Source organism: Streptomyces sp. CS113, assembly GCF_002188365.1.
GTDB lineage: Bacteria > Actinomycetota > Actinomycetes > Streptomycetales > Streptomycetaceae > Streptomyces > Streptomyces tendae.
On the sequence record NZ_KZ195574.1, the window covers coordinates 4,274,757 to 4,300,513 of the forward strand.

A 25,757-nucleotide genomic window follows, 5' to 3' on the forward strand; every position below is an offset into this window, starting at 1 on the left:
CCGCACGCGCGGTGCGCCGCCGTCGGCCATGAGTGAACCGGGCGACGACGGCGGGGGTGACGCTACCCCCGCCGCCTTCACGGACGAGGTCTACGCGGCCCGCATGGACCGCACCGCGTACGAGGCCGCCGCCCTCGGGCTCGCCGGTGTGCTGGTCACTCCCGGCCCCGACCTGGTGTGGCTGTGCGGCTACCGGCCCACCGCCACCACCGAACGACTCACCCTCCTCGTCCTCACCGCCACCTCCCAGCCCCGGCTGCTGGTGCCCGCGATCGACCGCCCGACCGCCGAGGCGGCCCCCGGCGCGGGCGCGATACGGGTGTCCGACTGGTGGGAGGGACAGGACGCCTACGCCGCCGCGGCCGGCCTGCTGCGTCCGCACGGCCGGTACGCCGTCTCCGACGCGACCTGGGCGCTGCACCTGCTCTGCCTCCAGGCGTCCCTGCCGCTGGCCACCTACCAGCCGCTGTCCGTCGTACTGCCCATGCGGCGCGCGGTGAAGGACGCGGACGAGGTGGCCCGGCTGACGGCCGCGGCAGCGGCGGCGGACGCCGCGTACGAGGAGGTCCTGGGGCTGCGGTTCGGCGGGCGCAGCGAGCGGGAGCTGGCCGCCGACCTGGCCGGACTGCTGCGCGGGCACGGCGGCAGCCGGATCGACTTCACGGTGGTCGGCGCCGGACCCCACGCCGCCGACCCGCACCACCGGCCCGGGGACCGGGTCATCGGGGACGGCGACATGGTCGTCCTGGACTTCGGCGGCCTGCGGGACGGCTACGGCTTCGACATCGCCCGCACGGTCCACGTCGGGGCGCCGACGGACGAGGAGCGCCGGGTCCACGAGACCGTCCGGACCGCGCAGCGGGCGGCCTTCGAGGCGGTCCGGCCCGGGGTGTCCTGCCAGGACGTCGACCGGGCGGCCCGCGCGGTGCTCGAGGAGGCCGGTCACGCCGGGCACGTCGCGCACCGCACCGGGCACGGCGTCGGCGTCACCACCCACGAGCCGCCGTATCTGGGGAAGGGCGAGGAGCAGCCCCTCGAACCGGGCATGTGCTTCTCCATCGAGCCCGGCATCCATCTCCCGGACCGCTTCGGCGTCCGTATCGAGGACGTCGTGACCTGCACGGAGGACGGGGCGCGACGGCTCAACACCACCTCGCACGAGCTGGTGATCGTCCGCTGAGGGCGCCGGCCGGAGGAAAACCCGCTCGCGTCCGCGTCCCGGCCCCGCGTACCGTCGCCCCCATGAAGCGCGCCTGCTCGTCCTTGATGACGACGCCGGGAACCGTCCCGGCGCGCTGACTGCTGACCAGAAGTCCGAAGCCCCGGGGCAAGCGCCCCGGGGCTTCGTCACGTGGTGCTCGTCCCGTGGACCGTTCCGAGGGAGACCACCATGCACGACCAGGACCATGACCAGGACCAGAACCAGGTCGAGGGCCAGAACCAGGACCACGACCACCGGCACGATCACCGGCGACTCGGCCGCGAACTGGAGCTGTTCGACACCGATCCGCTCATGGGCGCGGGCCTGCCGTACTGGCTGCCCGACGGCGCGGTCGTCCGCCACACCCTGGAGGAGTACGTCCGCGAGGCGGAGCGCCGGGCCGGCTACCGGCACGTCTACTCCCCCGTCCTCGGCAAACGCGAGCTGTACGAGATCTCGGGGCACTGGGAGCACTACCGCGACGACATGTTCCCGCCGATGGAACTGGGCGCCGAGGAGGTCGTGCTGCGGCCGAGCCTGTGCCCGCACCACGCCCTCGTCTACCGCTCCCGTTCCCGCAGCTACCGCGAACTGCCGCTGCGCATCGCCGAGCTGGGCGCGATGTACCGCTCCGAGCCCTCCGGCGTCCTCGGCGGACTGACCCGCGTGCGGGCCATCCACCTCAACGACGCGCATGTCTTCTGCGCCCCGGACCAGGCTGCCGACGAGGCCCGCGCCGCCCTCGGGCTCATCCGCCGTGCCCACGCCGACCTGGGCATCCGGGCCTCCCGCTACCGCCTGTCGCTGCCGGGCCCCGGCGGCAAGTACGTCGCGGACCCGGAGCTGTGGCGGCGGGCCACCGCGCTGCTCAGGGAGGCCCTGGACGGACTGCCGTACGAGGCGGTGGAGGGCGAGGCGGCCTTCTACGGCCCGAAGATCGACGTGCAGATCGAGGACGCGGCCGGCCGCGAGTCGACCCTGTCGACCGTCCAGATCGACTTTCACCAGCCCGAACGCTTCGGCCTGCGCTACATCGGCCCCGACGGCACCGGGCACCGCCCGGTCATGGTGCACCGCAGCGTCATCGGCAGCGTGGAACGAGCGGTCGCCCACCTGATCGAGGCGCACGGCGGCGCCTTCCCGGCGTGGCTGGCCCCGGTGCAGCTGGTGGTGCTGCCGGTGGCCGCGGCACAGCGGGAGGCGGCGCACGCCCTCGTACGGCAGGCCGTCGGCCGGGGCCTGCGCGCCGAGGTCGCCGACCCGGAACGCGGCAGCCTCGGCGCCCGGGTCCGGGCGGCGCGGAAGGTGCCGTACCTGGCGGTGATCGGCGCGCGGGAGGCGGAGAGCGGCGACCTGGTCGACGTACGCCTGCGCGACGGCCGCCGCCCGGGCCGGCTCCCCGGCACCGAACTGCTGCACCGCGTCACCGACCGGGTCGAGTCCCGCGCCCCGAAGCTGTGGCCGTCCGACTGAGCCGCCCACGCGCCCGGCGCCGGACCCGAGGCGCCGGGCCCCGGACCCGGGGGGTGCGGCACCGGGCGGGCGGGGCGTCCGGTGACCCGTCGGGCCGGCTGCGGAGGCGGGGCGTGCGGGCACCGGGCGGGCGGGGCGTCCGGTGTCCCGTCGGGCCGGCTGCGGAGGCGGGGCGTCGAACCGGCACGGCGGCGGCCGTCGGCCCGGACCGGGCCCGCGGTCCCGAGCCGGCCGAACCCGCACGCCCGTACGGCGACCGCGCTACCCGCACCACCCGCACGCAGTGCCCGTCCTCCGCCGCCCCGGGCGGGAAGCCCCGCCCGGGGCACGGCGAAGCGCACCGGCACGGTGCCGAGCCTCCCGAGCCGGGGGATCCGGGCGGGTCCGCGTAGGGTCACCGGCATCGGCGTCCCCGCGAAGCAACAAGGAGCCCCCGGCCGTGCGCACCGTCTCCGAGCAGCAGCAGCCCATTCCGGTGATCATCGACTGCGACACCGGCATCGACGACGCCCTGGCCCTGCTGCTGGCGGTCCGGCATCCGCGCATCGACCTGCGGGCGGTCACCTGCGTGGCCGGGAACACGGACGTGGCGGGCGTCGTCCGGAACACGCTGACCGTGCTGGAGCGGGCCGGCGCCCCGGACGTCCCCGTCGCCCGGGGTGCCGAGCGGCCGCTGATCGAGGGCGTGCGCACCGCGCGGCACGTGCACGGGGCCGACGGCATGGGCGACCTCGGGCTGCCCGCGCCCACCCGCGCCCCCGCCGACGTGGACGCGGTGGCGCTGCTGCGCCGGGAGATCCTCGCCTCCCCCCGCCCGGTCACCCTGATCCCCACCGCGCCGCTGACCAACATCGCCCTGCTGCTGCGCACCCACCCGGAGGTCACCGGCAACATCGAGCGGATCGTGTTCATGGGCGGCGCGGTGGCCACCGGGAACGCGACACCGGTCGCCGAGTTCAACGTGTGGCACGACCCCGAGGCCGCCGCGATCCTGCTCACCGCCGGGGTGCCGATCACGATGTACGGCCTCGACGTGTTCGAGCGGGTGATCGTGCCCGGCCCGGACGTCCGGCGGCTGCGCGCGAGCGCCGAGCCCGGCACCCGGCTCGCCGGGGAGCTGCTCGCCCACCGCGGCCCCGCCACCGACGCGACGGACCCCGGCGGCGGGCTCGGCGACGCGGGCGCGGTCTGCGCGGTGATCGACCCGGCGGGCCTGACCACACACCGGCTGCCCGTCGAGGTGTCCCTGGCCCCCGGCCCGTCCCGCGGCCAGACCCTCGTCGACCGCCGGCTGCGCGTCGGCGAGTCCGAACTGCACGACGGCATGCGCGAACAGGCCCTGGTCGACGTGGCCCTCGACGTGGACGTGACCCGGTACGTAGACCTGTACCTCGGCACGGTCGAGCGCACGGAGGCGTAGCCCCCGGCGCGTCGCGGGCGCACGGGTTCCCTTTTCGGGTGATCTGGACAGACGTACCAGATCAGTTCGTGTCGCCCGCACGTACCGCGAAGGAGGCCGCGTGACCGTACGCAGCACCGCCAGCACTCCCGACCTGTCGTCCAAGGACCCCAACTGGTGGCGGCAGGCCGTCATCTACCAGGTCTACCCCCGCAGCTTCGCCGACGCCGACGGCGACGGGCTCGGCGACCTGCGCGGCGTCACCCAGCGGCTGACCCACCTGGCCGCCCTCGGCGTCGACGCCCTGTGGCTGAGCCCCTTCTACCCCTCCGAACTCGCCGACGGCGGCTACGACGTCGACGACTACCGCGACGTCGACCCGCGCCTGGGCACACTGGACGACTTCGACGCGATGGCCGCCGAGGCCCACCGGCTGGGCCTGAAGGTGATCGTCGACCTGGTGCCCAACCACACCTCGCACCGCCACGCCTGGTTCCGGGAGGCGCTGGCCGCCGGCCCCGGTTCCGCCGCCCGGGACCGGTACGTCTTCCGCGACGGCCGCGGCGCGCACGGCGAACTCCCGCCCACCGACTGGCAGTCCGTCTTCGGCGGCAGCGCCTGGCAGCGGGTGCCCGACGGACAGTGGTACCTGCACCTGTTCGCGCCCCAACAGCCCGACCTGAACTGGGAGAACGAACAGGTCCGCGCCGACTTCCGCACCACGCTGAGGTTCTGGTGCGACCGGGGCGTCGACGGCTTCCGCGTCGACGTCGCGCACGCGCTGGTCAAGGACCTGACCGAGCCGCTGCGCGACCTCGGCGCCCCCGAGCTGAGCGGCGAGGCGGCCCTCGACCGGTTCGCGCCGGGCACCCACCCGTTCTACGACCGCGACGACGTCCACGAGGTCTACCGCGACTGGCGCAAGATCCTCGACGCCTACACCCCGCCCCGCACGGCCGTCGCCGAGGCCTGGGTCCCGGGCCCCCGGCGCGTGCTGTACGCCCGCCCGGACGAACTCGGCCAGGCCTTCAACTTCGAGTACCTCCAGACCGGCTGGGACGCGGCCGAGCTGCGCGAGGTCATCACCGGCTCGCTGGCCGACGCGCGGGCCGCCGGCGCCTCGGCGACCTGGGTGCTGTCCAACCACGACGTCGTCCGGCACGCCACCCGCCTGGTCCTGCCGCCGGACACGGACACCGACGCATGGCTGCTGTCCGGCGGCCGCGCACCCGCCGTCGACCCGGCGGCCGGGCTGCGCCGGGCCCGCGCGGCGACGCTGCTGATGCTGGCGCTGCCCGGCTCGGCCTACCTCTACCAGGGCGAGGAGCTGGGTCTGCCCGAGGTGGCCGACCTGCCCACCGAGGTCCTCCAGGACCCGATCTGGGAGCAGACCGGCCACGTCCGCAAGGGCCGCGACGGCTGCCGGGTGCCGCTGCCCTGGACGACGAAGGGGCCCTCGTACGGCTTCGGCGCGGGCGGGGCGTGGCTGCCGCAGCCGCCGGGCTTCGCGGCGTACGCCGTCCAGGCCCAGGACGGCGTGGACGGCTCGACGCTGGAGCTGTACCGCACGGCCCTGCGCCTGCGCCGCAAGCTGCTCGACGGCGAGTCGCTGACCTGGTCGGACGACGTACCGGCGGGGGTGCTGCGGTTCGACCGCTCGGACGGCTGGCGCTGCGTCGCCAACCTCTCCGGCACCGCGGTCGACCTGCCGGCCGGCGAGGTGCTGCTCAGCAGCGCGCCCCTGGAGGACGGCCGGCTGGGCCCGGACACGACGGTGTGGCTGGGGCTGTAACCGGCCCGCGCGGCCGCCCGGCGCTCTCACCCGGACGGCCGCACACGCTGGTGGCGGGGCGGGGACGGTGGTGCCGTGGAGGGGTGACCGATCCGGCACGGCGCCGGTCGCACCGGCCCTCCAGGAGGCACCGATGCAGCACGCCCCCGCCGCCCGACCGTCACACGCCTCCGCCGTCCGTGCGCTGCCCGGTGCCGCACTCGCGGCGGTGCTGGCGCTGGGGGCGGCCGCCTGCGCCGTCGGAGGGCGGGGGACGGAGGGGCCGGCCGGCCCGGTGCCGACGACCCCGCAGTCACCGGCCGCGCTTCCGTCGGCCGAGCTGCCGCCGGTGCTCACCCGGGGGCAGGCGCGGGCGGCCCTGGTCGGGGCGGGCGACCTGGGGGAGGCGTGGGAGCCGACGCAGGGGGCCGCGACCTGGCGGGACGAGCTGCTCAAGGCCACTGCCGAGCGGCCCGACTGCCGGCGGCTGCTGGACGTCCTCTACACCGAGGACCTCTTCGGCACCGGCGCCGCCACCGCGCCCCGGGCCACGGCCGCCCTGGACGACGTGGACGGCGGGGCCCAGCTGCACTACCGGGTCACCTCCTACCGCGCCGCCGACCTGGACCGGACGCTGGCGTGGCTCGGGACGCTGCCGGACACGTGCGGGCGCTTCGAGGCGCGGGACGCCGACGGCACCACCCGGGACGTCCGGGTCACCGGCCTGCCCCTGCCGGAGGCGGGGGACGCCCGCGGGGGCCTGCGGGTGACGGTGGGCGGCACGGCGCCGGACAACGGGGCGGACACCGGAGCGGACACCCGGGCGGACACCCGGGCGGACGGCGGAGGCAGCGTCCTCACCCTGGACCTGGTCGCCGTCCGCGTCGGCGACGACGCGATCAGCCTCACCAACGGCACCCTCGGCACACCGGCCGACGAAGCCACCCGGACGGCCGTCGAGGTCGGCACCGACCGCCTGACGGAGGCCCGCCGCCAGGGCCGGGCCCAGGTCTAGCGCCGGACTCCGCGTCTGCGGCGTGATCCGCCGGGCAGGCTTTAGAGCGGCGGCTGGGCGGGCGCCGGTCCCAGGGTGGTCGTGCCGGGCGCGGTGCGGTGCCCGAGGCCGGTGCGGTACGCGTCCAGGGCCGCCTCGACGCGGCCGGTGCGGCGCAGCAGGTCGCCCAGGAGCCGGCACAGGTCGGCCAGGTCACCGGCCGCACCGGCCCGCTCCAGCAGGCTCAGCGCACGGACGTAGTGCTCCTCGGCGGCCTCGGTGTCCCGGGCGTCCTCGGCGATGATGCCGAGCAGCCGGTGCGCGCCCGCGGAGTGCACGGCGCCGCGCTCGGAGGAGAGGTCGTCCAGGACGCCGTGCAGCAGCTCGGCGGCCTCCTCCGACTTGCCGCGCCGGTGCAGTACGTCGGCCAGCTCGACCGCGACCTGGCTGCTGTAGAGGGCGGCACGGGTGGCCGAGAGCATGCCGAGGGCCTCGCGCATCTCCGTCTCGGCGCGCGGGAGTTCGCCGTTCTGGGCGCAGACGTAACCGCGCATCCAGTGGCAGTTGGCCAGCTCGGTGCGGAGTTGCAGCGTGCGGTACAGCTCGGCCGCCTTGGCCAGCGAGGCGTCGGCGTCGGCGAGGCGGCCCTCGGCGAGCAGCGTGCGGGCCACCGAGCGGTGCATCCGGGCCACCAGAGCGGGGTCACCGGCGCTGGGGGCGAGGGAGAGGGCGAGTTCGGCGGCCTGGGCCGCGCGCGCGTGGGCGCCCATGTCCATGTACGGGCCGATCGCGCTGGCGTAGAGCAGCAGCAGCGCGTCGGGGTCGTGCAGGCCGCCGCGGTTCAGCTCGTCGAGGGTGGTCTCCAGCAGGTAGACGGCGTACCGCAGTTCACCGGCCAGGTAGTGGGCCAGCGCCCGCCCGCGCAGCGCGGGCACCCGGGCGGGCAGCGGGGCGCCGGCCTCCACGAGGCACTGCTCGGCCCGCTCGAAGTACTGCCGCCCGGCCGCCAGTTCGCCGGTCTCCACGGCGCACTCCCCGAGTCCGAGCAGCGCCGCGGCCCGCTCCTCGGGCAGCTCGTACGCCTCGGCCTCGGCGAGCAGCCCGGCGTACTGGTCGGCCGCCTGTTCGGCGCCCTCGGTGGCGAGCGTGCGCTGCGCCTCGGTGAGCCTCAGCCGCAGGTCGGTGGCGAGGTGGGCGGGGCGTCCGGTGGCCAGCTCCTCGTAGCCGACGCCGAGCCGGTCGGCGAGGTGCCGCAGCGCCTCGTCGGAGGGGCGGACCCGGCCGGCCTCCAGGGTGGAGATGTACGCGGGTGTGTACGCCGGCTCCGCGAGCTGGCGCTGGGTCATCCCGCGCTCGGCCCGCAGCCGCTGCACCCGGCGCCCGATGGCGTTTCGGTCGTCACGGTCCCCCACTGCCAACTCCCCATGAGGCTCTTGCCGTTCGGCTCGGACGGCTCTAGGTTAAACCGGGTATTAAGCGTGCTTAACCGCGCTTGACACAATCCCTGATCCCGCAGAGGACACCGTGCCCGTACGCACCCGCGCAGCCGAACGTTACGCCAGAGCCGTCGCCGCCGCCCTGGCCGCCGTGGCCTGCCTGCTGCTGGCCGCGAACGCGGGCCCCACGGACTCGGCCCACGCCCCGGCCCCGGGCCACGAGATCGCCCCGCCCGCGGAGGAGCTGGCCTCGTCGGACGGCTAGGCGTCCCCCGGCCACCCGACACCCGCACCACGCGCTGAACCATGTGCACCGCCCGCACCGCCCGCACCACCCGCACCACCCACCGGGAGGGCTGGCCTCAGCCCTGGGTCTGGAGCCGGCTCAGTTCGCGCTGGACGTGGTCCAGGGCGCCCTCGCGGCGGCCCGGTACGCGGCCGCGCAGCGCGGCGAGGGCCGCGCCCAGTTCGCGGGCCCGTCCGGCGTCGCGGACCAGCCCCCACTGGTGGTGGGCCCGGTCGACGGCCGCCTCCACCGCGGGTGCCTGCGGGGGCTGTCCGGCGCCCAGCCGGGCCTCGGCCACCGTCAGCCAGGTCCGGCAGCTGCGCACCGGGTCGCCCGCGAACATCGCCAGGTCGGCCCGGACCTCGGTCCAGTGCAGCGCGTCCTCGGAGGCGGGCCCGTACGCGTGGGCCGCGGCCCGCTCGTGCCGGGCGGCGAGCGCGTCGGCGTCCCCGTGCCGCCCGGACCGCACGGCCGCGGCGATGACGGCGTGCGGATCGCCCGCCACCGGCCCCGGCGCCGTCAGCACCAGGTCCCGGCCCGCCACCGCGCCGCCGCCCGCCCCGTCGGCCGCGGCCCGGGCCAGCGCCTGCTGGTGCAGCTCGTCCGGCGGCGGCCGGTGCCCGCTGCGCAGGATCGTCGCGACGCCCCGCATGTACGACGGGACGGCCACCGTCCGCCGCGCGGGCGGCGGCGCGACCCGGCCGTAGACGGCGTTGTTGCGCCCGGAGTCGAGCGGCCGGGTCCGCAGCCACTCCCAGGTCTCCTGGTCCGCGTGCAGATCGAGCAGCAGCGTCGTCGCGCCGCTCGGCCGCAGCCGCAGCTCCTCGCGGATCCAGTGCCAGGGCAGCGCGGTGTAGCGGACGGTCGACGGCGTCGTGCGGGCCAGCGCCAGGTGCGGCAGGCGCTGGCGCCGGTCCAGCTGGAGCTGCCCGGCGACGTAGACCGTGAGCGGTCCGGGAGCCGCCGCCGCGGCCCGCAGCCGGGTGAGGACCGCCTGCGGCTCCAGCGGGTCGGCGAGTTCGACGACGTTCGCCGTGTCGGTGCCGGCGAGCACGGCGGGCGGCACGGCCGCGAGCACGGGGAGCACGGAGGCGGCGTCCACCAGGCACCCACGGCCCACGGGCGCCGCCGCGAGCAGCAGCACGGTTCCGGGCATGTCCCCTCCCCCATGTCGATCACGTACCGCAGCACCGTAACCGCTGCGGCCGCGCAGCGGGGCACTCAGCCGTCGGCGGCCGGCTCCCGGTCGCCCGGTGTCCGCCGTACCGCGAAGACCGTGGTGTCGTCGGCCACCCGCCCCCGGCAGTGCCGCAGCGTGCCGTCCCGGACGAGGGACACCAGCCGCGCCGGCCCGGCGCTGCGCGCGTCGGCGGCGACGGCGCGGGCGATGTCGTCGGCCGGCCGGTAGAAGACCCCGCCGGGGTCCCGGGCCTCGGTCACCCCGTCGGTGACCAGCAGCAGCGTCTCGTCCTCGGCCAGGCTCAGCCGGTGCACCGGCGGCGTCGCCCCGGACCGGCCGTCGGGCGCCAGATCGGCCATGCCCAGCGGCAGCCCGCCCACGACCGGCAGTACGCGCACCCCGCGGGGGCCGACCGCCAGCGGCGGCTCGTGGCCGAAGACGACGGCGTCGACGGCGTCCGGCAGGCCGGGGGAGAAACCGATCAGCACGGCGGTGGCGAACCGGTCGCCGTCGGACCGGCCGAGGGCGGCGGTGTGCGCGCGGTGGCGCACCATGCGCACCTCCAGGCGCTCGGCGACCGTCGCGAGGTCCGGTTCGTGGTAGGCGGCCTCGCGGAAGGTGCCGAGCAGCGCGGCGGCCGTCTCCACCGCGCCGAGGCCCTTGCCCTGCACGTCGCCGACGAGGACGCGGGTGCCGTACGGTCCCGGCTGGATGTCGTAGAAGTCGCCGCCGACGCGGGCCTCGCTGTCCGCGGAGAGGTACACGGCGGCGTGGTCGATACCGCCGAAGCCCACCGGCAGCGGACGCAGCACGGTGCGGCGGGTGGTGTCGGCGATGTCCCGCATGTGCAGCATGCGCCGCTCCCCGCCGACCCGGACACCGGCCGCCACCACGGCGATCCCGCCGCCGAGGGCGACGAGGACCAGGCCGGGCAGCCCGGTCTCGTCCCGGTGCCGCGCGATGGTGTCGGCGAAGATGTAGAGCGCGATGGCGACGACCGTGTAGAAGGCCGTGGTCCGCACCCCGCAGATCGCGGCGGAGACTCCGGGCACGAGCACGGTCCAGGAGATGATCTCGAACGCGCCGGTGCTGACGTCGACGACGGCGATGCTCGCGAGCATCACCAGCGGGACCAGCCAGGCGACGCTGTGCCCCCGCACACTGAGCAGTTCGTGCCGGGACATCACGTCGCCCCGTCCGGCGGCGTGCACGAGCCGGCCGAGCGGCCGCCACCGGGCGCGCACCGGCCTGCGGACACGACCCCTCACGGGCCCCAGCGAAACACGCGTCCGAGCGGCCCGCATCCCGACCGCCCCGCGCCCTGACTTGCCAGTCGGCGGGCCCAGGTGTGCCCTGGTAGACGGGGGGAAACGGGGCGAGGCGAGAGGAGTGCTCCCATGGCTCACGCGGTACCCACACGCGGAACGTCCACCGGCGCCCGCACCGGCACGGGCGCGTCCGGGCACACGCCGCCCGACGTCTTCGGCGAGCGGACCCACCTGCTGGCGAAGTGGGCGATGCCCCTGGCGATCGGCCTGGTCTACGGCTACTGGGCCGCGTCCATCCGCCGCCACGGCGGCCCCATCACCGGCTGGAACCTGCTGTTCGGCTTCATGACCGTGCTCGCGTTCGCCATCCTCTGGTACGTGGTCCGCGCGGTGGCCGACCGGCTGCCGCGCGAGGGCCACGCGGTGCTGTGGGGGGCGTTCGCGGGCAGCGCGCTGGGCTTCCTGTACTCGGGCAGCGGCGTGGCCATGTTCACCTGCGTCCTCGTGTCCCTGCTGCTCGCGGCGGCGGTGACGGCCGGGCTGTACTACCACTACGCCACGCACCAGGACGCCGAGGAGGCCCGGACGGCCCACACCCGCGCCCTCGCCCCCGCCCGTACCGGGACCACCCGGAACACCTGACCGGCGCGCGGCGGGGGGCCATATGCAGTCACGCCGGTCGCCCGGCGGGAGCGCGGGGGTTTGCCTGGGAGGGTGTCCCCCCGCTCCCGGAGCGCCCTGTCGGCCGTCCTCATCGCCCTCGCCAGCCTGCTCGCACCGTGCGCCACGCTGGCGGGCTGGGCGATGCACGGGCCCGCCGACACGGGCCGGTACGTGGCGGCCGTGGCCCCGCTCGCCGACGACCCGGCCGTACGGGACGCGGCCGCCGACACGCTGGGCGCCGGGTTCACGGGGTTCGTCGACGAGGCCACGGCCGGCCCCGTGAACGGCGCCGTGCGGCTCTTCGTGCGCGACGCGGCCCGGTCGTTCACCCGCACCGAGGCCTTCCACGAGGGCTGGGACGCGGCCAACCGCACCGTCCACGCCGCCGTACTGCGCGCCCTGCGCGACGACGGTGCCGCCGGAGGGGCGGTCACCGTCGACCTGGCCCCCGTCACCGAGCGCGTGCGGGACCGGCTCGCCGAGGACCACGTGCCCTTCGCCCGGCGCATCCCCGTCCGGCACACCGCGGTCACCGTGCTCCCGGCCCACGAGGCGGACCGGCTCAGGAAGGGCTACCACGTGCTCGACGTCGCCGCCTTCTGGCTGCCGCTCGCGGCCGTCGCCTTCGCGGTCACCGGCATCGCCGTCGCCGCCTGCCGCCGCCGGGCCGTCACGGCGGCGGGCATCGGCACCGCCCTCGGCGGAGCCCTGCTCGCCCTCGCCGTGCCGGTCGGCCGCCGGCTCACCGTCGCCGAACTCCCCGGCCCGGTGGACGGCCCGGCCGCGGGCGCCGTCGGCGCCGTCTACGACGCCCTCACCGCAACGCTGCGCACCGCCTCCTGGCTCCTCGTCGCCCTCGGCCTCGCCGTCGCCCTGGCCTCCTGGCTCACCGGCCGGTACGGGCGTCCGGCACGCCGGACGCCCCTCACGGAGCCCCCGGCCGAGCCCGCCCCGCCCCGGCCGAGCCGCACCCGCCTCTGAAACCGCTTGGCGGGGCCCGCGCCCCGGCGGCTAACGTCGCCGACCATGACCGCGCACCGGACCGAGACCAGCACGACGACCCTGTGGCGGCCGACCGGCCCCGAGGAGCTGGCGCTCGTCGAGGCCTCCGGCTGGACGGCCTGGCCGCCGCGCCTGCCCGAGCAGCCGATCTTCTACCCGGTCCTCAACGAGGACTACGCCGTCCGCATCGCCCGCGACTGGAACGTCCCGGCCTCCGGCTCGGGCTACGTCACCCGCTTCGAGGTCGGCACCGCCTTCCTCGCGCGCTACCCGGTACGGCAGGCCGGCGGCGAGACCATCCTGGAGCTGTGGGTCCCGGCGGAGGACCTGGCGGAGTTCAACCGGCACATCGTGGGCCGCATCGAGGTCGTACGGGAGTTCCACGCGCAGACGTAGCGCCGGGACCAGTACCGATGCCGATGCCGGCCGGGGCGGGGCGGGGCGGGGCGGGGCAACTTCCGGCTCCCCGGCCCGGTCCTTGAGGGAGGATGCGGCATCGCACCCGCGAGCGGAGGGCCGGACGTGGAGACGGAGACCGACACGGCGAACGGCGCGTGGACGGACCCCGACGACGGGTGGCCGCCCCGCCGCACCGGACGGCGCCTCGGGGCCTGGTGCGCCGGGCTGCTGTTCGCCTCGGTGAGCGCGGTCGTCGGCTGCCGGGTCGCCGACACCGACGGCGTCACCCCCGTGCCGCAGCTCCTCGCCTTCCTGCCCTGGCTGCTGGTGCCGACCGGCGCCGGGCTCCTGCTCACGCTGCTCGCCCGGTGGTGGACCGGCGCGGTGTGGGGCGTCGCGCTGCTCGGACTGCTGGCGTGGTTCATCGAGCCGTACGGCAAGAGCGGGGAGCCCACCGGGCCGCCGGTCGCCGAGGTGCGGGTGCTGACCTCCAACGTGGAGTTCGGGCAGGGCACCGACGCGCTGATCGCCGCCGTGCGCCGGGAGAAGCCCGACCTCGTGTTCGTACAGGAGTGCGAGTCCACGTGCGACGCGGCGCTGCGGCGCGACCTGGCCGCCGGCTACCCGCACCGGCGGGCCGTCGAGGGCGACGGCGCCAAGGGCTCCGTGATCCTGAGCGCCCTCCCGCTGAAGGCCGCCCCCGCCGTCCCCGGCACCCTGGGCATGCCGGGCGCCGTCGCCGACGTACGCGGCCACCCCGTACGGCTCCAGCTCGCCCACCCGATGCCGCCGCTGGCGGACCGGGTGGGCCGGTGGCGCGAGGAACTGGACGCCCTGCGCGACGCGGCCGCGACCGCCGCCACCGGCGACGGCGGTGGGGCGCCCGTGGTCCTGGCCGGCGACTTCAACGCCTCCCAGGACCACGCCGCCTTCCGCCGCATCCTCGACACGGGACTGCGCGACGCCGCCCGGCTCGCGGGCGAGGACCGCACGCCCAGCTGGCCCGCGAGGACCCTCCCCGTGTTCGGCGTGCAGATCGACCACGTGCTGGTGTCCGAGGACTTCGCCGCACGCGACGCCCGTTTCCTGGACCTGGCCGGCACCGACCACCGCGCGCTGGTCGTCGACCTGACCCTGCACGCGGCGGAAGGCTGACCCCGCTCCCGCTCCTGCCTGCTTCTGAGCCTCGCGGGGCGGGCTCAGACGCCGATGTCGCGGCCGTCCGCGCGCCACACCGCCACGACCGCCGGGCGCACGATCTTCCCGGGCCCGTCGGGCCAGGTGCTGGCCGGCTGCTCCACGGAGGCGCCGTCGACCTCGCCCGGGTGCTGCACGGCGACCAGCACCCGCCGGTCCTGGACGAGCGGACCGCAGGTCTCCGCGCCGGTCGGCACGGTCAGGAACTGCTTCAGCTCACCGCGCCGGTCACCCTTGGTCGCCACGCCGAAGAGGCCGTCGTGCGAGCCCAGCGCGTTGCCGTCGGTGGAGATCCACAGGTTGCCGTGGTCGTCGAAGGCGACGTTGTCCGGGCAGGAGATCGGGCTGACCCGGTCCTTGGGGAAGCCCGCGAAGTAGGTCGCCGGGTCCTCCGGGTCACCGGCGACCAGGAACAGCGACCACCCGAAGGTGGTGGCGTCGGCGCGGTTCCAGCGCTCGGTCAGCTCCAGCACGTGGCCGTGCTTGTTGGAGTTGCGCGGGTTGGCCTCGTCGGGACCCGCGTAGCCGCTCTTGCCGCGGTTGGTGTTGTTGGTCAGGGCGACGTACACCTTGCCGGTGGTGGGCGACGGCTCGATGTCCTCGGGCCGGTCCATCTTGGTCGCGCCGACCTTGTCCCCGGCGAGCCGCGTGAAGACGCACACCTCCTCGGCGCTCATCCCGTCGACGTGCGAGACGGCACCGCGCTCCGTGGCGGTGACCAGCGGAATCCACCGGCCGCCCCCGTCGAACTCGCCGTCGCGCGGCAGCGTCCCCGACCCGTCGATCTCGATGGCCGGAGAGTCGCCGTCGAGCTTGGCGACGTACAGCGTCCCCTCGTCGAGCAGCGAGAGGTTGTGCTCGCGCGCCCAGCGGGAGGTGCCGTGCCGCATCCGCTTGCTGCCGACGAACTTGTAGAAGTAGTCGAACCGCTCGTCGTCGCCGGTGTAGACGACCGGCCGCCCGTCGTGCGTCAGCCGCACGGTCGCGGCCTCGTGCTTGAACCGGCCGAGCAGCGTGTGCTTGCGCGGCGTCGACTCCGGGTCGTACGGGTCCAGCTCGACGACGTACCCGAACCGGTGCACCTCGTTCGGCTCCTGGGCGACGTCGAACCGCTTGTCGAACCGCTCCCACTTGCGCTCGGTGGCGCCGGTCCCGATCCCGTACCGCTTGTCGGTGGCGCTGGAGGCGTTGGCGAAGTACTGGTTGAAGTTCTCCTCGCCGTGCAGCGTCGTGCCCCACGGGGTGGTGCCGCCGGAGCAGTTGTTGAGGGTGCCGAGCACCTTGCGGCCGCTGCGGTCGGCGGAGGTCTTCACCAGGTCGGACCCGGCGGCCGGGCCGGTCAGCCGGAACTCGCTGGTGGCGGTGACCCGCCGGTTGAGCCGATGCCGCGACACGGCCGTGAGCCGCCCGCTCCTCCTTTCCTCCTCCACGGCGACGACGGACAGCCCGTGCGCGGCCCAGGCGATCTCGACCTGCTCGCGGGTCGGGTTCTCGGGGTCGTAGCCGCGGAACATGAGCACCTCGTCGGTGTACTCGTGGTTCGCGACGAGGAGCTGGCGGTCGTGCTCGCCGCGCAGCGGCAGCAGCGCGAGGAAGTCGTTGTTGTAACCGAACTGCCCGGCCTGCGCCTTGGCGGTCTGCTTCTCGGCGTCGAAGGCGGGCGCCCCGCGCAGGATGGGTTCACCCCAACGGATGACGACGTCCTGGCGGTACCCCTCCGGGACGGTCACGGCGTCGTCCGTGTTGGGCGCGACGGGCGTGAACCGCAGCCCTCGCGCACCCTGCGTCCGGGACGGCTTCCCGTGTCCCTTTCCGGCCGCGGGCGCGGCCTGCGCCGACGGCGCCCCCGCCACGCCCACCGCCCCGGCGCCGGCCGCGGCGACGGTCACGACGGCGGCGGCCCGCATCATGGAACGGCGGCTGAGCGCACCGGCGATGACATCGCCGACGTACTCGTTGGAGCTGGTGTTCGGCACCTCGTGGAAGCAGGCGTCACCACACCGGAAACGGCAGGTCATCGCGGACCGGCCGCCCGGATGCGAGCCGGACGGCGTCCCGATCAACGGCAGGAGCTTGCGCACTGTGTTCTCCCCTTGAGAATCCCTGTATGCCCTGGTGTCAGCGCGACCGTAGGTGCACATACGTGCGGGGACCGGGCGTCGCGGTGAACGGAGGGTGAACCCGCGGAATCCGCCGGGGAATCGCGACCGCGTCCGGATCCGACCTTGACGCGTCGGCGCCCGCATGCCAGACCCTGCACAAGATCACAAGCCGGGACCGCTAACCTTACGTGTCCGTCCTGGCCAGGGATTGACGGCACCAACTCACTCGAAGGGTTGCGCACATGGGCATTCTCACTCTCCTGCGGAACGCGTTCGGCCGCTCACGCAAGGAACGGACCGCACAGGAGGAGGGTGCGACGCAGGAGACGGCACCGCCGGTCACCGCACCGGAGCCGAAGCTCCCGTCCCAGCCCACCGCACCCGCGGAGCCGGCCGAGACCGCCCCCGCCGAGCCGGAGGCCTCCCAGATCCCCGAGCCCCGCTCGGAACCCACCCCCGACGAACACGACCTCGTCAAGGCCGCCTTCACCAACGTCACGGTCCCCAAGCCAACAACCCCGGAAGCAGCCACGCCCCCGGATCCGCAACCCAAGGCGGAACCGGAGGCCAAGGCGGAACCGGAGGCCGAGGCGGAACCGGAGGCCAAGGCGGAACCGGAGGCCAAGGCAGAGCCGGAGACCCAGGCAGAGCCGACGCCGAAGGCCGAGGCAGAGCCGGAGGCCAAGGCGGAGCCGAAGGCCGAGGCGGCCGCCCCGGCCGCCACCACCACCCCGGAACCCGCAGCCGCCGACGGCGAGGACACCCCACAGGGGCCACCCGCACCCGACAACGAAGGCAGCACGGGTGGTGCGGGTGGGAACACGGACGCCGAAGGCGAAGCCGAGGCGTCACAGCCCGCCCCCCCGCCGGTGGCACCCCGTGGAAACCCGGACGCCGAAGGCGAAGCCGAGGCGTCAAAGCCGGCCACCACCCCCGCAAGGCTCCGCTCCCGCGCCCCCGGCCTCACCACCGCCTACAAGGCCGCCGGCACCGCCCTCAAGAAGTACGACCTCACCGGCACCCGCGCCAAGGTCCACCTCGTCCTCGACCGCTCCGCCTCCATGCGCCCGTACTACAAGGACGGCTCCGCCCAGGCCCTCGCCGAGCAGACCCTCGCGCTCGCGGCGCACCTGGACCCCGAGGCCACGGTCCATGTCACGTTCTTCTCCACGGAAGTGGACGGCACCGGCGACCTCACCCTCACCGACCACGAGAACAAGATCGACGAGCTGCACGCGGCGCTCGGCCGCATGGGCCGCACCAGCTACCACGCCGCCGTCGAGGCAGTCCTCGCCCACCACGCCAAGGAAGCGGCCCCCGGCACCCCCGCCCTGGTGATCTTCCAGACCGACGGCGCCCCCGACGCCAAGACCCCCGCCACCCAGTCCCTCACCGACGCGGCGGCGAACCACCCGAACGTCCACTTCTCCTTCGTCGCCTTCGGTGACCCGGAGAACAAGGCCTTCGACTACCTCCGCAAGCTCAAGACGGGCAACGCCTCCCACTTCCTGGCCGGCGAGACCCCGAAGGAACTGACCGACAAGGAGCTGTACGAGGCCGTACTGGCCACCTGGCGCCCGTAGCCGGTCACAGCGGCCGCACGCACGGCCCCTCGGGGGGTGGACGAAGGGGAACCCCTGCGTCCACCCCCCGAAACGCGTGTGAGTCGATCTCCACGGGCCCAGTAGGATTTCGACCATGGCGGCCACTGGAACCGAGAAGCAGGGGGCGAAGGCGTACTACGTCTCGACCCCCATCTACTACGTCAACGACGCTCCTCACCTGGGCCACGCCTATACGACCGTCGCAGGCGACGTGCTCACCCGCTGGCACCGCCAGCGCGGCGAGAAGGTGTGGTACCTCACCGGCACGGACGAGCACGGTCAGAAGATCATGCGCACGGCCGAGGCGAACGGGGTCACCCCGCAGGCCTGGGCCGACAAGCTCGTCACGGAGTCGTGGAAGCCCCTGTGGGAGCACCTCGACATCGCGAACGACGACTTCATCCGCACCACGCAGAAGCGGCACACCGACCGCGTCCAGGAGTTCGTGCAGGACCTGTACGACAAGGACGAGATCTACAAGGGCGGCTACGAGGGCCCGTACTGCGTGGGCTGCGAGGAGTACAAGCTCCCCGGCGAGCTGCTCGACGGCGAGGGCGAGTACGCGGGGCAGAAGCTGTGCCCGATCCACAAGAAGCCGGTGGAGATCCTCAGCGAGGAGAACTACTTCTTCAAGCTGAGCGAGTACAGCGAGAAGCTGCTCGCCCACTACGAGGCCAACCCGGGCTTCATCCAGCCCGAGTCCGCGCGCAACGAGGTCGTGAATTTCGTCCGCCAGGGCCTCCAGGACCTCTCCATCTCCCGCTCGACCTTCGACTGGGGCGTGCCGGTCCCCTGGGACGACAAGCACGTCATCTACGTGTGGGTCGACGCCCTGCTGAACTACGCGACGGCGGTCGGCTACAACGAGAACCCGGAGAAGTTCGAGTCGACGTTCCCCGCCGACGTGCACCTGGTCGGCAAGGACATCCTCCGCTTCCACGCGATCATCTGGCCGGCCATGCTGATGGCGCAGGGCCTGCCCCTGCCCGGGAAGATCGCCGCGAACGGCTGGCTGATGGTCGGCGGCGAGAAGATGTCGAAGTCCAACCTGACCGGCATCAAGCCGCAGGACCTGACCTCGCACTTCGGCGTGGACGCGTACCGCTGGTACTTCCTGCGCGCGATCGCGTTCGGCCAGGACGGCAGCTTCTCCTGGGAGGACTCCTCCGCCCGCTACACCAGCGAGCTGGCCAACGACTACGGCAACCTCGCCTCCCGCGTCGCGGCCATGGTCGGCAAGTACTTCGGCGGCGAGCTGCCGGCCGCGACGGCCGACGGGGACGCGGAGAAGGCGATCCACGACGGGCTGGCCAAGGCCGTCCCGGAGGCCGACCGGAAGATCGGCGAGGAGCTGGACTTCCAGGGCGGCATCCTGGCGGTCTTCGACTTCGTCAAGCAGGTCAACGGCTACATCACCGAGCAGGAGCCCTGGAAGGTCGCGAAGGACGACAGCCCGGAGGGCAAGGCCCGCCTGGCGACGATCCTCTACACGGCCGCGGAGTCCCTGCGCGCGGTGGCGGTCCTCCTGAACCCGATCATGCCGGACACCTCCCAGAAGCTCTGGGACTCCCTCGGCGCCGAGCCCGCCCTGGGCGCCCTCGCCGACCAGCGGGTCCAGGACGCGGCCGACTGGGGACGGCTGCCCTCCGGCGCGACGGTCACCAAGGGCGCGGTGCTCTTCCCGCGTCTCGAAGAGAAGCCGACCGCGTAACGCGCTCGCTACAGCAGGGGCCCGGGAGAGGCGGAAGCTTCTCCCGGGCCCTCCGCGTTTGCGAAGATCGAACAAAGAACGAAATCACGTCACGTGGGGGGACATCCATGGCACTGTTCGGCAACGCGCACAGCATCGATCCGGGCCAGGCGCAGCAGGAGTACGCGCGTCTGCTCGGCCAGGGCGAGCAGGTCCACGCGGCCTATCTGCTGATCCGCGACACCATCCTGTTCACCGACCGTCGGCTGATCCTGGTCGACAAGCAGGGCATCACCGGCAAGAAGACCGAGTACCACTCGATCCCGTACCGCAGCATCACGCACTTCGCGGTGGAGACGGCAGGCACCTTCGACCTCGACGCCGAACTGAAGATCTGGCTCTCCGGCTCCCAGGCCCCCATCCAGAAGACCTTCACCAAGGGCGTCGACATCTACGAGGTCCAGGCCATCCTGACCCAGTTCGTGGCGCGCTAGACCCGGCCACGAACCCCGCCCACGCCTCCGCCGCCAAGGCGAGGCGTGGGCTCGCGCCCCGGTACTTGGAGTCGCGGACGTGCACGGTGCCGGGGCGCCGCAGACGAGGTCCTCGCCGTGTCCCACGGCCTGGCCGGCCTCATCGGCTCGCATCCCCAGGGCCTCCCGGCGCAGCTTCGGCTGCCGCCGTCCTCACCGACATCCACGTCACTCCCGAGGGCCCTCGCTATGCCACCCGCAAGGACTTCGTCTACGGCGAGGACGTCACCATCGCCGACTGGACCGTCTCGACCCAGGACCTGCCGCTCTACCAGGAGGAAGGCCAGGACCAGGGGTGAGGACGACGAAGGGGCCCGGCGCCGGAGAGTGATCCGGTGCCGGGCCCCTGTGCGTGCCGTCGGCGGACTACTTCGGCTGCGGCTTGCGCACCGTCAGGTGCAGTTCCCTCAGCCGGGTCTCGTCCAGCTCGGTCGGGGCGCCCATCATCAGGTCCTGGGCGTTGCCGTTGAGCGGGAAGGCGATGGTCTCGCGGATGTTGGGCTCGTCGGCCAGCAGCATGACGATGCGGTCGACGCCCGGGGCGATGCCACCGTGCGGCGGGGCGCCGAAGCGCAGGGCGCGCAGCATGCCTGCGAACTCGCGCTCGACGGTCTCCGCGTCGTAGCCCGCGATCTCGAAGGCCTTCAGCATGATCTCCGGCTCGTGGTTCCGGATGGCGCCGGAGGACAGCTCGACGCCGTTGCAGACGATGTCGTACTGCCAGGCCAGGATGTCCAGCGGGTCCTGGTTCTCCAGGGCGTCCATGCCGCCCTGCGGCATCGAGAACGGGTTGTGGGAGAAGTCGATCTTCCCCGTCTCCTCGTCCTTCTCGTACATCGGGAAGTCGACGATCCAGCAGAACCGGAAGACGTTCTCCTCGAAGTGCCCGGCGCGCCGGGCGGCCTCGACCCGCACCGCGCCCATGATCTTCGAGACCTCGTCGAACTCGCCCGCGCCGAAGAACACCGCGTGGCCGGGGGCCAGGGAGAGCCGCTTGGTCAGCTCCGCGACGTTGGCCTCGGTGAGGAACTTGGCGATCGGGCCGGACAGCTTGCCGTCCTCGCCGACGCGGACCCAGGCCAGGCCCTTGGCGCCCTGCGAGACGGCGTAGTCGCCGAGCTGGTCGAAGAACTTGCGGGGCTGCGCCGAGACGTCCGGGACGGGCAGCGCGCGCACGTGCTTGCCGGCGAAGGCCTTGAACTCCGAGCCCTCGAAGACGTCGGTGATGTCGACCAGCTCCAGCTGGGCGCGCAGGTCCGGCTTGTCGGAGCCGTACTTCAGCATCGCCTCGCGGAACGGGATCCGCGGGAAGGGGGAGGTCACCTCACGGCCGCCGCCGAACTCCGTGAACAGCTCCGTCATCAGCCGCTCGACCGGCTGGAAGACGTCCTCCTGCTCGACGAAGCTCATCTCGACGTCGAGCTGGTAGAACTCGCCGGGCGAGCGGTCGGCGCGGGCGTCCTCGTCGCGGAAGCAGGGCGCGATCTGGAAGTACCGGTCGAAGCCGGAGATCATCAGCAGCTGCTTGAACTGCTGCGGCGCCTGCGGCAGGGCGTAGAAGCGGCCCGCGTGCAGGCGGGAGGGGACCACGAAGTCGCGGGCGCCCTCGGGGGAGGTGGCGGTGAGGATGGGCGTCGCCATCTCGTTGAAGCCGAGGGCCACCATCTTGCTGCGGATCGAGGCGATGACCGAGGTGCGCAGCATGATGTTGCGGTGCATGCGCTCGCGGCGCAGGTCCAGGAAGCGGTACTCCAGGCGCCGCTCCTCGTTGACCCCGTCCTCGGTGTTGATGGTGAAGGGCAGCGGCTGGGCGGCGCCCAGCAGCTCGACCTCGCCCACCTCGACCTCGACCTCGCCGGTGGGCAGGTCGGGGTTGATGTTGTCGGCGCCGCGGGAGACGACCTGGCCGTCGACCCGAACGGTCGATTCCTTGGTCAGCTTGTCCAGCGCCGCGTACGCCTCGGTGCCCGGACGGGCGACGAGCTGCGTGATGCCGTAGTGATCGCGCAGATCGATGAAGAGGATGCCGCCCAGGTCGCGCCGATTGTGCAGCCAGCCACTCAGTCGGACGTCGGTGCCGACGTCAGAGGAGCGGAGCTCGCCGCAGGTGTGGGACCTGTACCGATGCATCGTCGTTCATCCAGCCTTCGCGGATCGGGGATGGCGTTTCGCGTTTCACGTGAAACAACCCCAGCGTACCGGGCAGCAACGGCTGCCTTCCTCCCCATTGACGTGTGAGCGGCCCGCCGGGAGTCCGCTCCCGGCCCGCCCCGGCGTCCGGGCGAGCGGTGGCCATGTCCGAGCACATCTTCCTAAAGTGGGGCAATGCGCACTGGTGAGCCCCTGCCCGAGGTGGGGGACGTCCTTGCCGCCCTCGCGACCGGACTGTGGCACTGGGACACCGCCACGGGCGAGGTCGTGGTGGACGCGGAGGCCGCCCGGCTGCTCGGGCTGCCCGCGGAACCGGCATGCCTCACGGAGGCCCAGGTGAGGGCCCGGCTGCATCCGGTGGACTGGAACGAGATCACCGGCGTGGTCCAGCTCGCCGTCGCCGAGGGCACCCTCGCCGAGGTCCGGATCCGGATCATGGACGAGCGCGGCCATGTGGTCCGGGTCGTGCGCAGCCGCTCCAAGCCCTCGTTCGACTCCGTACGCAAGGCGTACTCGCTGACCGGCACCCTCCAGGAGGTCGCCGAACCGCGGCCGGGCACGCCCGCCGGGCGCAGCGCGGTCACCGGGGAGTGGCGCCGCTCGCGGGAGGCCTTCCTGCTGGACGCGGGCCGGGCGCTGGCCGAGGCGCGGTCCACCGAGGAGGTGCTGCGGGTCGCGGCCGGACTGTCGATGCCGGGGTTCTCGCCGGACGGCCTGGCGGTGTTCGGGGTCTCGGGGGACCACCTCACCGTCATCGGCCACCACGGGCAGCCGGAGAACGAGGCCAACCCGTTCGTGGACATGTCCCTGGACACCGACTACCCGGCCGCCGAGGTGGTCCGCACCGGCCGCGCGGTCTATCTCTCCTCCCCGCAGCAGTACCGGTCGCGGTATCCCATGACGTGGTCGCTCGCCGAGCGCTTCGGCCGCCGCTCCTGGGCCTATCTGCCGCTGACCGTGGCGGGCCGCACCATGGGCGCCTGGATGGCCGCCTTCGCCTATCCCGTCGCGTTCACGCCGGACGAGCGCTCCGTGCTGACCACGGTGGCGCGGATGCTCGCCCAGGCCCTGTCCCGGGCCGGCGCCGCGGAGAACCAGCGGGAGCTGACCGAGGGGTTGCAGCGCTCGATGCTGCCCATGCTCGGTCCGGAGATCCCCGGCATGGCCATCGCCGCCCGCTACGTGCCCACCGGCGGCGGCCTCCAGGTCGGCGGTGACTGGTACGACATGATCCCGCTGCCCGGGGAGCGTTTCGCCCTCGTGATCGGCGACGTCCAGGGGCACGACGTGCGCGCGGCCGGACTGATGGGCCAGCTGCGCATCGCCCTGCGCGCCTACGCCTCCGAGGGGCACCGCCCCGACGCGGTGCTCGCCCGCGCCTCCCACTTCTTCCACGGTCTCGCCACGGCCTCGGACGACCCCGGCGACCTGCGCTTCGCGACCTGCTACTACGCCGAGGTCGACCCCGCCACCGGCACCGTGGAGAGCGCCCGCGCGGGACACCTGGACCCGGTGGTGCGGATGGCGGACGGAACGGCGCTGATCCTCGCCACGGCGGGCGGGCTGCCGCTGGGCATCGATCCGGACACCGACTACCCGACGACGCGGCTCGCCCTGGAACCCGGGGACACCCTGATGCTGTGCACGGACGGTCTGGTGGAGACCGGCGGCCACGATTTGCAGAGCGGCTGGCACCGCCTGCGGGTGATCCTGGAGGAGCACACCGGCGGCCTGGAAGAGCTGGCCGACGCGCTGGTCCAGGCCGTGCACGGCCCTTCCTCGCACCACACCGTCGGCCCGCTGTCCGACCGCCGGGAGGACGACATCGCGCTGTTGCTGCTGTGCCGGCAGGGCGAGGGCTGCGGCTGCGGCGAAGCCACCGCGACCCGGGCGCCGGTACGGCGCACGATGCTGACGGTCGCCCAGGCCGAGCCCGCCCGGATCGCCACCGCCCGGCAGCATCTGCGCGACCTGCTGCACGACTGGCCGGGCGAGGAGCAGCGGGACGCGGCGGTGCTGCTGCTCTCCGAGATGCTGACCAACGTGCTGGTGCACACCGACACCGACGCCCTGCTGGTCGCCGAGGTCGCCGGGGAGCCGGGCGAGCGGCGGATCCGGGTGGAGGTCACCGACAACGGCGACGACCTGCCGCACAAGCGCAGGCCGGGGGAGATGGCGTCCTCCGGACGCGGGCTGATGCTGGTCGAACTGCTCGCGGACGCATGGGGCGTCGCCCCGCGCGGCGAGGGCAAGAGCATCTGGTACGAGCTCTACGAGTCCCCGGCCCCGGAGGACGGCGCAGGTCCCGCGGCCGGCCCGGCGGCGCCGGAACCGGAAGCCCCGTAGCGCCCCTGGAGCTCGTGCACGATCCCGAACGCCGCCGCGGTCAGGGGGACGGCGAGGAGCATCCCCAGGATGCCCGCCACCGACGCGCCCGCGGTGAGGGCCAGCAGCACGACGGCCGGGTGCATCTGCACCGTCCGGCTCTGGATCATCGGCTGGAGCACGTGTCCCTCCAGCACCTGTACGGCCAGCACCACGCCCAGCGCCCACAGCGCGATGACGAAGCCCCGGTCGGCGAGCGCCACCAGCACGGCGACGGCACCGGAGATGAACGCGCCCAGATACGGGATGTAGGCACCGACGAAGACCAGCGCCCCGAGCCCCACCGCGCCGGGGACGCGCAGGACGAGCAGCCCGACGGTGATGCACAGCGCGTCGATGAGGGCGATCAGGGTCGTACCCCGCATGAAGCCCTCGACGGCGCCGAAGGCCCGCCGCGCCATGGCCTCGACCGTGTCGGCGGCGCCGGGCGGGGCGAGGGCGCGCACGGTGGAGACGGCCCGGTCGGAGTCGCGCAGGAAGAAGAAGACGAGCAGCAGGGCGAGCACGGCCATGGCCATCATCTCGCCGGCGACGCTGATCCCGGTCACCACACCGGAGGCGGCCGTGCCGCCGAACTTGCCCAGCAGCTCGCGGGCGTTGGAGGCCACGTCGTCCAGCGAGGTCCCGGCGGCGCCGAGGTCGGCGACGCCCTCGGCCGCGTCCCGCAGCGAGGCGACGATCTGGTCGCCGGTCTCGACGAGCGCGGAGACCACGATGTACACGGCCCCGCCGACCACGGCCAGCACGGCCACGCAGGTCAGCCCGGCGGCCAGCGACCGCTGCACATGGGCCTTCACCAGCCGCGCGTGCAGCGGCCGGAGCAGGGCGGTGCCGAGCAGCGCGAGCAGCGCCGGGGTCACCGCGGTGCGCAGCTCGACGCAGAGCCGGATCGCGACGTAGACGACACCGGCGGCGAGCAGGATGACGGCGCACCAGGCGGCGAACCGGCGTACCGGACCGGGGAGCAGCTGCACGCCTCCAGCCGATCACGCACCGGGCGGGCTGTCCTGCGCGGACGGCCCG

Annotated in this window: 21 protein-coding genes and 2 pseudogenes; 15 read left to right on the forward strand and 8 right to left on the reverse strand. The window is 74.0% G+C overall.

The window, feature by feature from the left end; translation table 11 throughout:
* Positions 1-28: 28 nt before the first annotated feature.
* The 5 genes from B9W62_RS18905 to B9W62_RS18925 all read left to right on the forward strand — a co-directional run bounded on the left by B9W62_RS18905 (position 29) and on the right by B9W62_RS18925 (position 6,859).
* Positions 29-1,180, forward strand: coding sequence for an aminopeptidase P family protein (locus B9W62_RS18905; RefSeq protein WP_087808291.1), 1,152 nt, complete (start codon positions 29-31; stop codon positions 1,178-1,180).
* Positions 1,181-1,390: 210 nt separating this feature from the next.
* Positions 1,391-2,674, forward strand: coding sequence for a threonine--tRNA ligase (thrS, locus tag B9W62_RS18910; protein WP_179235554.1), 1,284 nt, complete (start codon positions 1,391-1,393; stop codon positions 2,672-2,674).
* A gap of 439 nt (positions 2,675-3,113) precedes the next feature.
* Positions 3,114-4,094, forward strand: coding sequence for a nucleoside hydrolase (locus tag B9W62_RS18915; RefSeq protein ID WP_087808293.1), 981 nt, complete (start codon positions 3,114-3,116; stop codon positions 4,092-4,094).
* A gap of 100 nt (positions 4,095-4,194) precedes the next feature.
* Positions 4,195-5,865: a glycoside hydrolase family 13 protein gene (locus B9W62_RS18920; protein WP_087808294.1), complete on the forward strand. Its 1,671-nt coding sequence runs from the start codon at positions 4,195-4,197 to the stop codon at positions 5,863-5,865.
* Between the two features lie 133 nt (positions 5,866-5,998).
* Positions 5,999-6,859 carry a hypothetical protein gene (locus B9W62_RS18925; protein ID WP_087808295.1) on the forward strand — a complete coding sequence of 287 codons (861 nt, stop codon included), beginning with the start codon at positions 5,999-6,001 and terminating at the stop codon, positions 6,857-6,859.
* 41 nt (positions 6,860-6,900) lie between these two features.
* On the opposite strand, the gene B9W62_RS18930 is transcribed toward B9W62_RS18925, so the two are convergent.
* On the reverse strand, positions 6,901-8,250 hold the full coding sequence (locus B9W62_RS18930) for a helix-turn-helix domain-containing protein (RefSeq protein ID WP_087808296.1): 1,350 nt from the start codon (positions 8,248-8,250) through the stop codon (positions 6,901-6,903).
* Between the two features lie 112 nt (positions 8,251-8,362).
* Between B9W62_RS18930 and B9W62_RS40210 the strand changes: the two genes are divergently transcribed.
* Positions 8,363-8,539, forward strand: coding sequence for a hypothetical protein (locus tag B9W62_RS40210; RefSeq protein WP_087808297.1), 177 nt, complete (start codon positions 8,363-8,365; stop codon positions 8,537-8,539).
* 97 nt (positions 8,540-8,636) lie between these two features.
* On the opposite strand, the gene B9W62_RS18940 is transcribed toward B9W62_RS40210, so the two are convergent.
* Together B9W62_RS18940 and B9W62_RS18945 are read right to left on the reverse strand one after the other, a co-directional pair.
* Positions 8,637-9,716 (reverse strand): hypothetical protein, encoded by a 1,080-nt coding sequence (locus tag B9W62_RS18940; protein WP_087808298.1) that lies wholly within the window; start codon positions 9,714-9,716, stop codon positions 8,637-8,639.
* Positions 9,717-9,781: 65 nt separating this feature from the next.
* Entirely contained in the window at positions 9,782-11,044 is a 1,263-nt protein-coding gene (locus tag B9W62_RS18945; RefSeq protein WP_087808299.1) for a PP2C family protein-serine/threonine phosphatase, read from the reverse strand.
* A 93-nt stretch (positions 11,045-11,137) separates the two neighbouring features.
* Between B9W62_RS18945 and B9W62_RS18950 the strand changes: the two genes are divergently transcribed.
* The 4 genes from B9W62_RS18950 (at position 11,138) to B9W62_RS18965 (ending at position 14,227) form a co-directional block, all read left to right on the forward strand.
* Positions 11,138-11,650 carry a hypothetical protein gene (locus B9W62_RS18950; RefSeq protein ID WP_087808300.1) on the forward strand — a complete coding sequence of 171 codons (513 nt, stop codon included), beginning with the start codon at positions 11,138-11,140 and terminating at the stop codon, positions 11,648-11,650.
* A gap of 72 nt (positions 11,651-11,722) precedes the next feature.
* Positions 11,723-12,652: a hypothetical protein gene (locus B9W62_RS18955; RefSeq protein WP_087808301.1), complete on the forward strand. Its 930-nt coding sequence runs from the start codon at positions 11,723-11,725 to the stop codon at positions 12,650-12,652.
* 45 nt (positions 12,653-12,697) lie between these two features.
* Positions 12,698-13,069: an ADP-ribosylation/crystallin J1 gene (locus B9W62_RS18960; RefSeq protein ID WP_179235555.1), complete on the forward strand. Its 372-nt coding sequence runs from the start codon at positions 12,698-12,700 to the stop codon at positions 13,067-13,069.
* A 126-nt stretch (positions 13,070-13,195) separates the two neighbouring features.
* Positions 13,196-14,227, forward strand: a complete 1,032-nt coding sequence (locus tag B9W62_RS18965; protein WP_087808303.1) for an endonuclease/exonuclease/phosphatase family protein — start codon at positions 13,196-13,198, stop codon at positions 14,225-14,227.
* Between the two features lie 44 nt (positions 14,228-14,271).
* Here the strand turns inward: B9W62_RS18965 and B9W62_RS18970 are convergent, their stop codons facing one another.
* Positions 14,272-16,350: a PhoX family protein gene (locus tag B9W62_RS18970; RefSeq protein ID WP_087808304.1), complete on the reverse strand. Its 2,079-nt coding sequence runs from the start codon at positions 16,348-16,350 to the stop codon at positions 14,272-14,274.
* A gap of 263 nt (positions 16,351-16,613) precedes the next feature.
* On the opposite strand from B9W62_RS18970, the gene B9W62_RS18975 reads away from it, so the two are divergent.
* The 3 genes from B9W62_RS18975 to B9W62_RS18985 all read left to right on the forward strand — a co-directional run bounded on the left by B9W62_RS18975 (position 16,614) and on the right by B9W62_RS18985 (position 20,159).
* The gene (locus B9W62_RS18975; protein WP_087808305.1) at positions 16,614-17,954 is read left to right on the forward strand and encodes a VWA domain-containing protein; all 1,341 of its coding nucleotides are present in this window, start codon (positions 16,614-16,616) and stop codon (positions 17,952-17,954) included.
* A 115-nt stretch (positions 17,955-18,069) separates the two neighbouring features.
* Positions 18,070-19,686: a methionine--tRNA ligase gene (metG, locus tag B9W62_RS18980; protein ID WP_087808306.1), complete on the forward strand. Its 1,617-nt coding sequence runs from the start codon at positions 18,070-18,072 to the stop codon at positions 19,684-19,686.
* A 107-nt stretch (positions 19,687-19,793) separates the two neighbouring features.
* Complete coding sequence (locus tag B9W62_RS18985) at positions 19,794-20,159, forward strand: PH domain-containing protein (protein WP_087808307.1); 366 nt, start codon at positions 19,794-19,796, stop codon at positions 20,157-20,159.
* Here the strand turns inward: B9W62_RS18985 and B9W62_RS18990 are convergent.
* Together B9W62_RS18990 and B9W62_RS40770 are read right to left on the reverse strand one after the other, a co-directional pair.
* Complete coding sequence (locus B9W62_RS18990; protein ID WP_373433691.1) at positions 20,098-20,244, reverse strand: DUF397 domain-containing protein; 147 nt, start codon at positions 20,242-20,244, stop codon at positions 20,098-20,100. The two genes, B9W62_RS18985 and B9W62_RS18990, sit on opposite strands and share 62 nt — an antisense overlap.
* Positions 20,245-20,261: 17 nt before the next feature.
* Positions 20,262-20,345 (reverse strand): annotated as a pseudogene (locus B9W62_RS40770) (transcriptional regulator); the annotation flags it as partial.
* Here B9W62_RS40770 and B9W62_RS40775 point away from each other — a divergent pair.
* Positions 20,345-20,497: pseudogene (locus tag B9W62_RS40775) on the forward strand (Uma2 family endonuclease); the annotation flags it as partial. The pseudogenes B9W62_RS40770 and B9W62_RS40775 sit on opposite strands and share 1 nt — an antisense overlap.
* Positions 20,498-20,564: 67 nt before the next feature.
* Here B9W62_RS40775 and aspS read toward each other — a convergent pair.
* Positions 20,565-22,328 (reverse strand): aspartate--tRNA ligase, encoded by a 1,764-nt coding sequence (gene aspS, locus B9W62_RS19000; protein ID WP_087808310.1) that lies wholly within the window; start codon positions 22,326-22,328, stop codon positions 20,565-20,567.
* Between the two features lie 195 nt (positions 22,329-22,523).
* Here aspS and B9W62_RS19005 point away from each other — a divergent pair, with 195 nt between their 5' ends.
* Positions 22,524-24,695, forward strand: coding sequence for a SpoIIE family protein phosphatase (locus B9W62_RS19005; RefSeq protein WP_087808311.1), 2,172 nt, complete (start codon positions 22,524-22,526; stop codon positions 24,693-24,695).
* Here the strand turns inward: B9W62_RS19005 and B9W62_RS19010 are convergent.
* Positions 24,620-25,708, reverse strand: coding sequence for an AI-2E family transporter (locus B9W62_RS19010; RefSeq protein WP_087808312.1), 1,089 nt, complete (start codon positions 25,706-25,708; stop codon positions 24,620-24,622). The genes B9W62_RS19005 and B9W62_RS19010 overlap by 76 nt on opposite strands.
* Positions 25,709-25,757 lie beyond the last annotated feature (49 nt).

Coding starts and splice junctions, on each gene's coding strand:
- B9W62_RS18925 (WP_087808295.1), top strand. CDS start 5,999: ATGCAGCACGCCCCCGCCGCCCGACCGTCACACGCCTCCGCCGTCCGT.
- B9W62_RS18950 (WP_087808300.1), top strand. CDS start 11,138: ATGGCTCACGCGGTACCCACACGCGGAACGTCCACCGGCGCCCGCACC.
- B9W62_RS19005 (WP_087808311.1), top strand. CDS start 22,524: ATGCGCACTGGTGAGCCCCTGCCCGAGGTGGGGGACGTCCTTGCCGCC.
- B9W62_RS18985 (WP_087808307.1), top strand. CDS start 19,794: ATGGCACTGTTCGGCAACGCGCACAGCATCGATCCGGGCCAGGCGCAG.
- B9W62_RS18960 (WP_179235555.1), top strand. CDS start 12,698: ATGACCGCGCACCGGACCGAGACCAGCACGACGACCCTGTGGCGGCCG.
- B9W62_RS18940 (WP_087808298.1), bottom strand. CDS start 9,716: ATGCCCGGAACCGTGCTGCTGCTCGCGGCGGCGCCCGTGGGCCGTGGG.
- aspS (WP_087808310.1), bottom strand. CDS start 22,328: ATGCATCGGTACAGGTCCCACACCTGCGGCGAGCTCCGCTCCTCTGAC.
- thrS (WP_179235554.1), top strand. CDS start 1,391: ATGCACGACCAGGACCATGACCAGGACCAGAACCAGGTCGAGGGCCAG.
- metG (WP_087808306.1), top strand. CDS start 18,070: ATGGCGGCCACTGGAACCGAGAAGCAGGGGGCGAAGGCGTACTACGTC.
- B9W62_RS18975 (WP_087808305.1), top strand. CDS start 16,614: ATGGGCATTCTCACTCTCCTGCGGAACGCGTTCGGCCGCTCACGCAAG.
- B9W62_RS18905 (WP_087808291.1), top strand. CDS start 29: ATGAGTGAACCGGGCGACGACGGCGGGGGTGACGCTACCCCCGCCGCC.
- B9W62_RS18945 (WP_087808299.1), bottom strand. CDS start 11,044: ATGCGGGCCGCTCGGACGCGTGTTTCGCTGGGGCCCGTGAGGGGTCGT.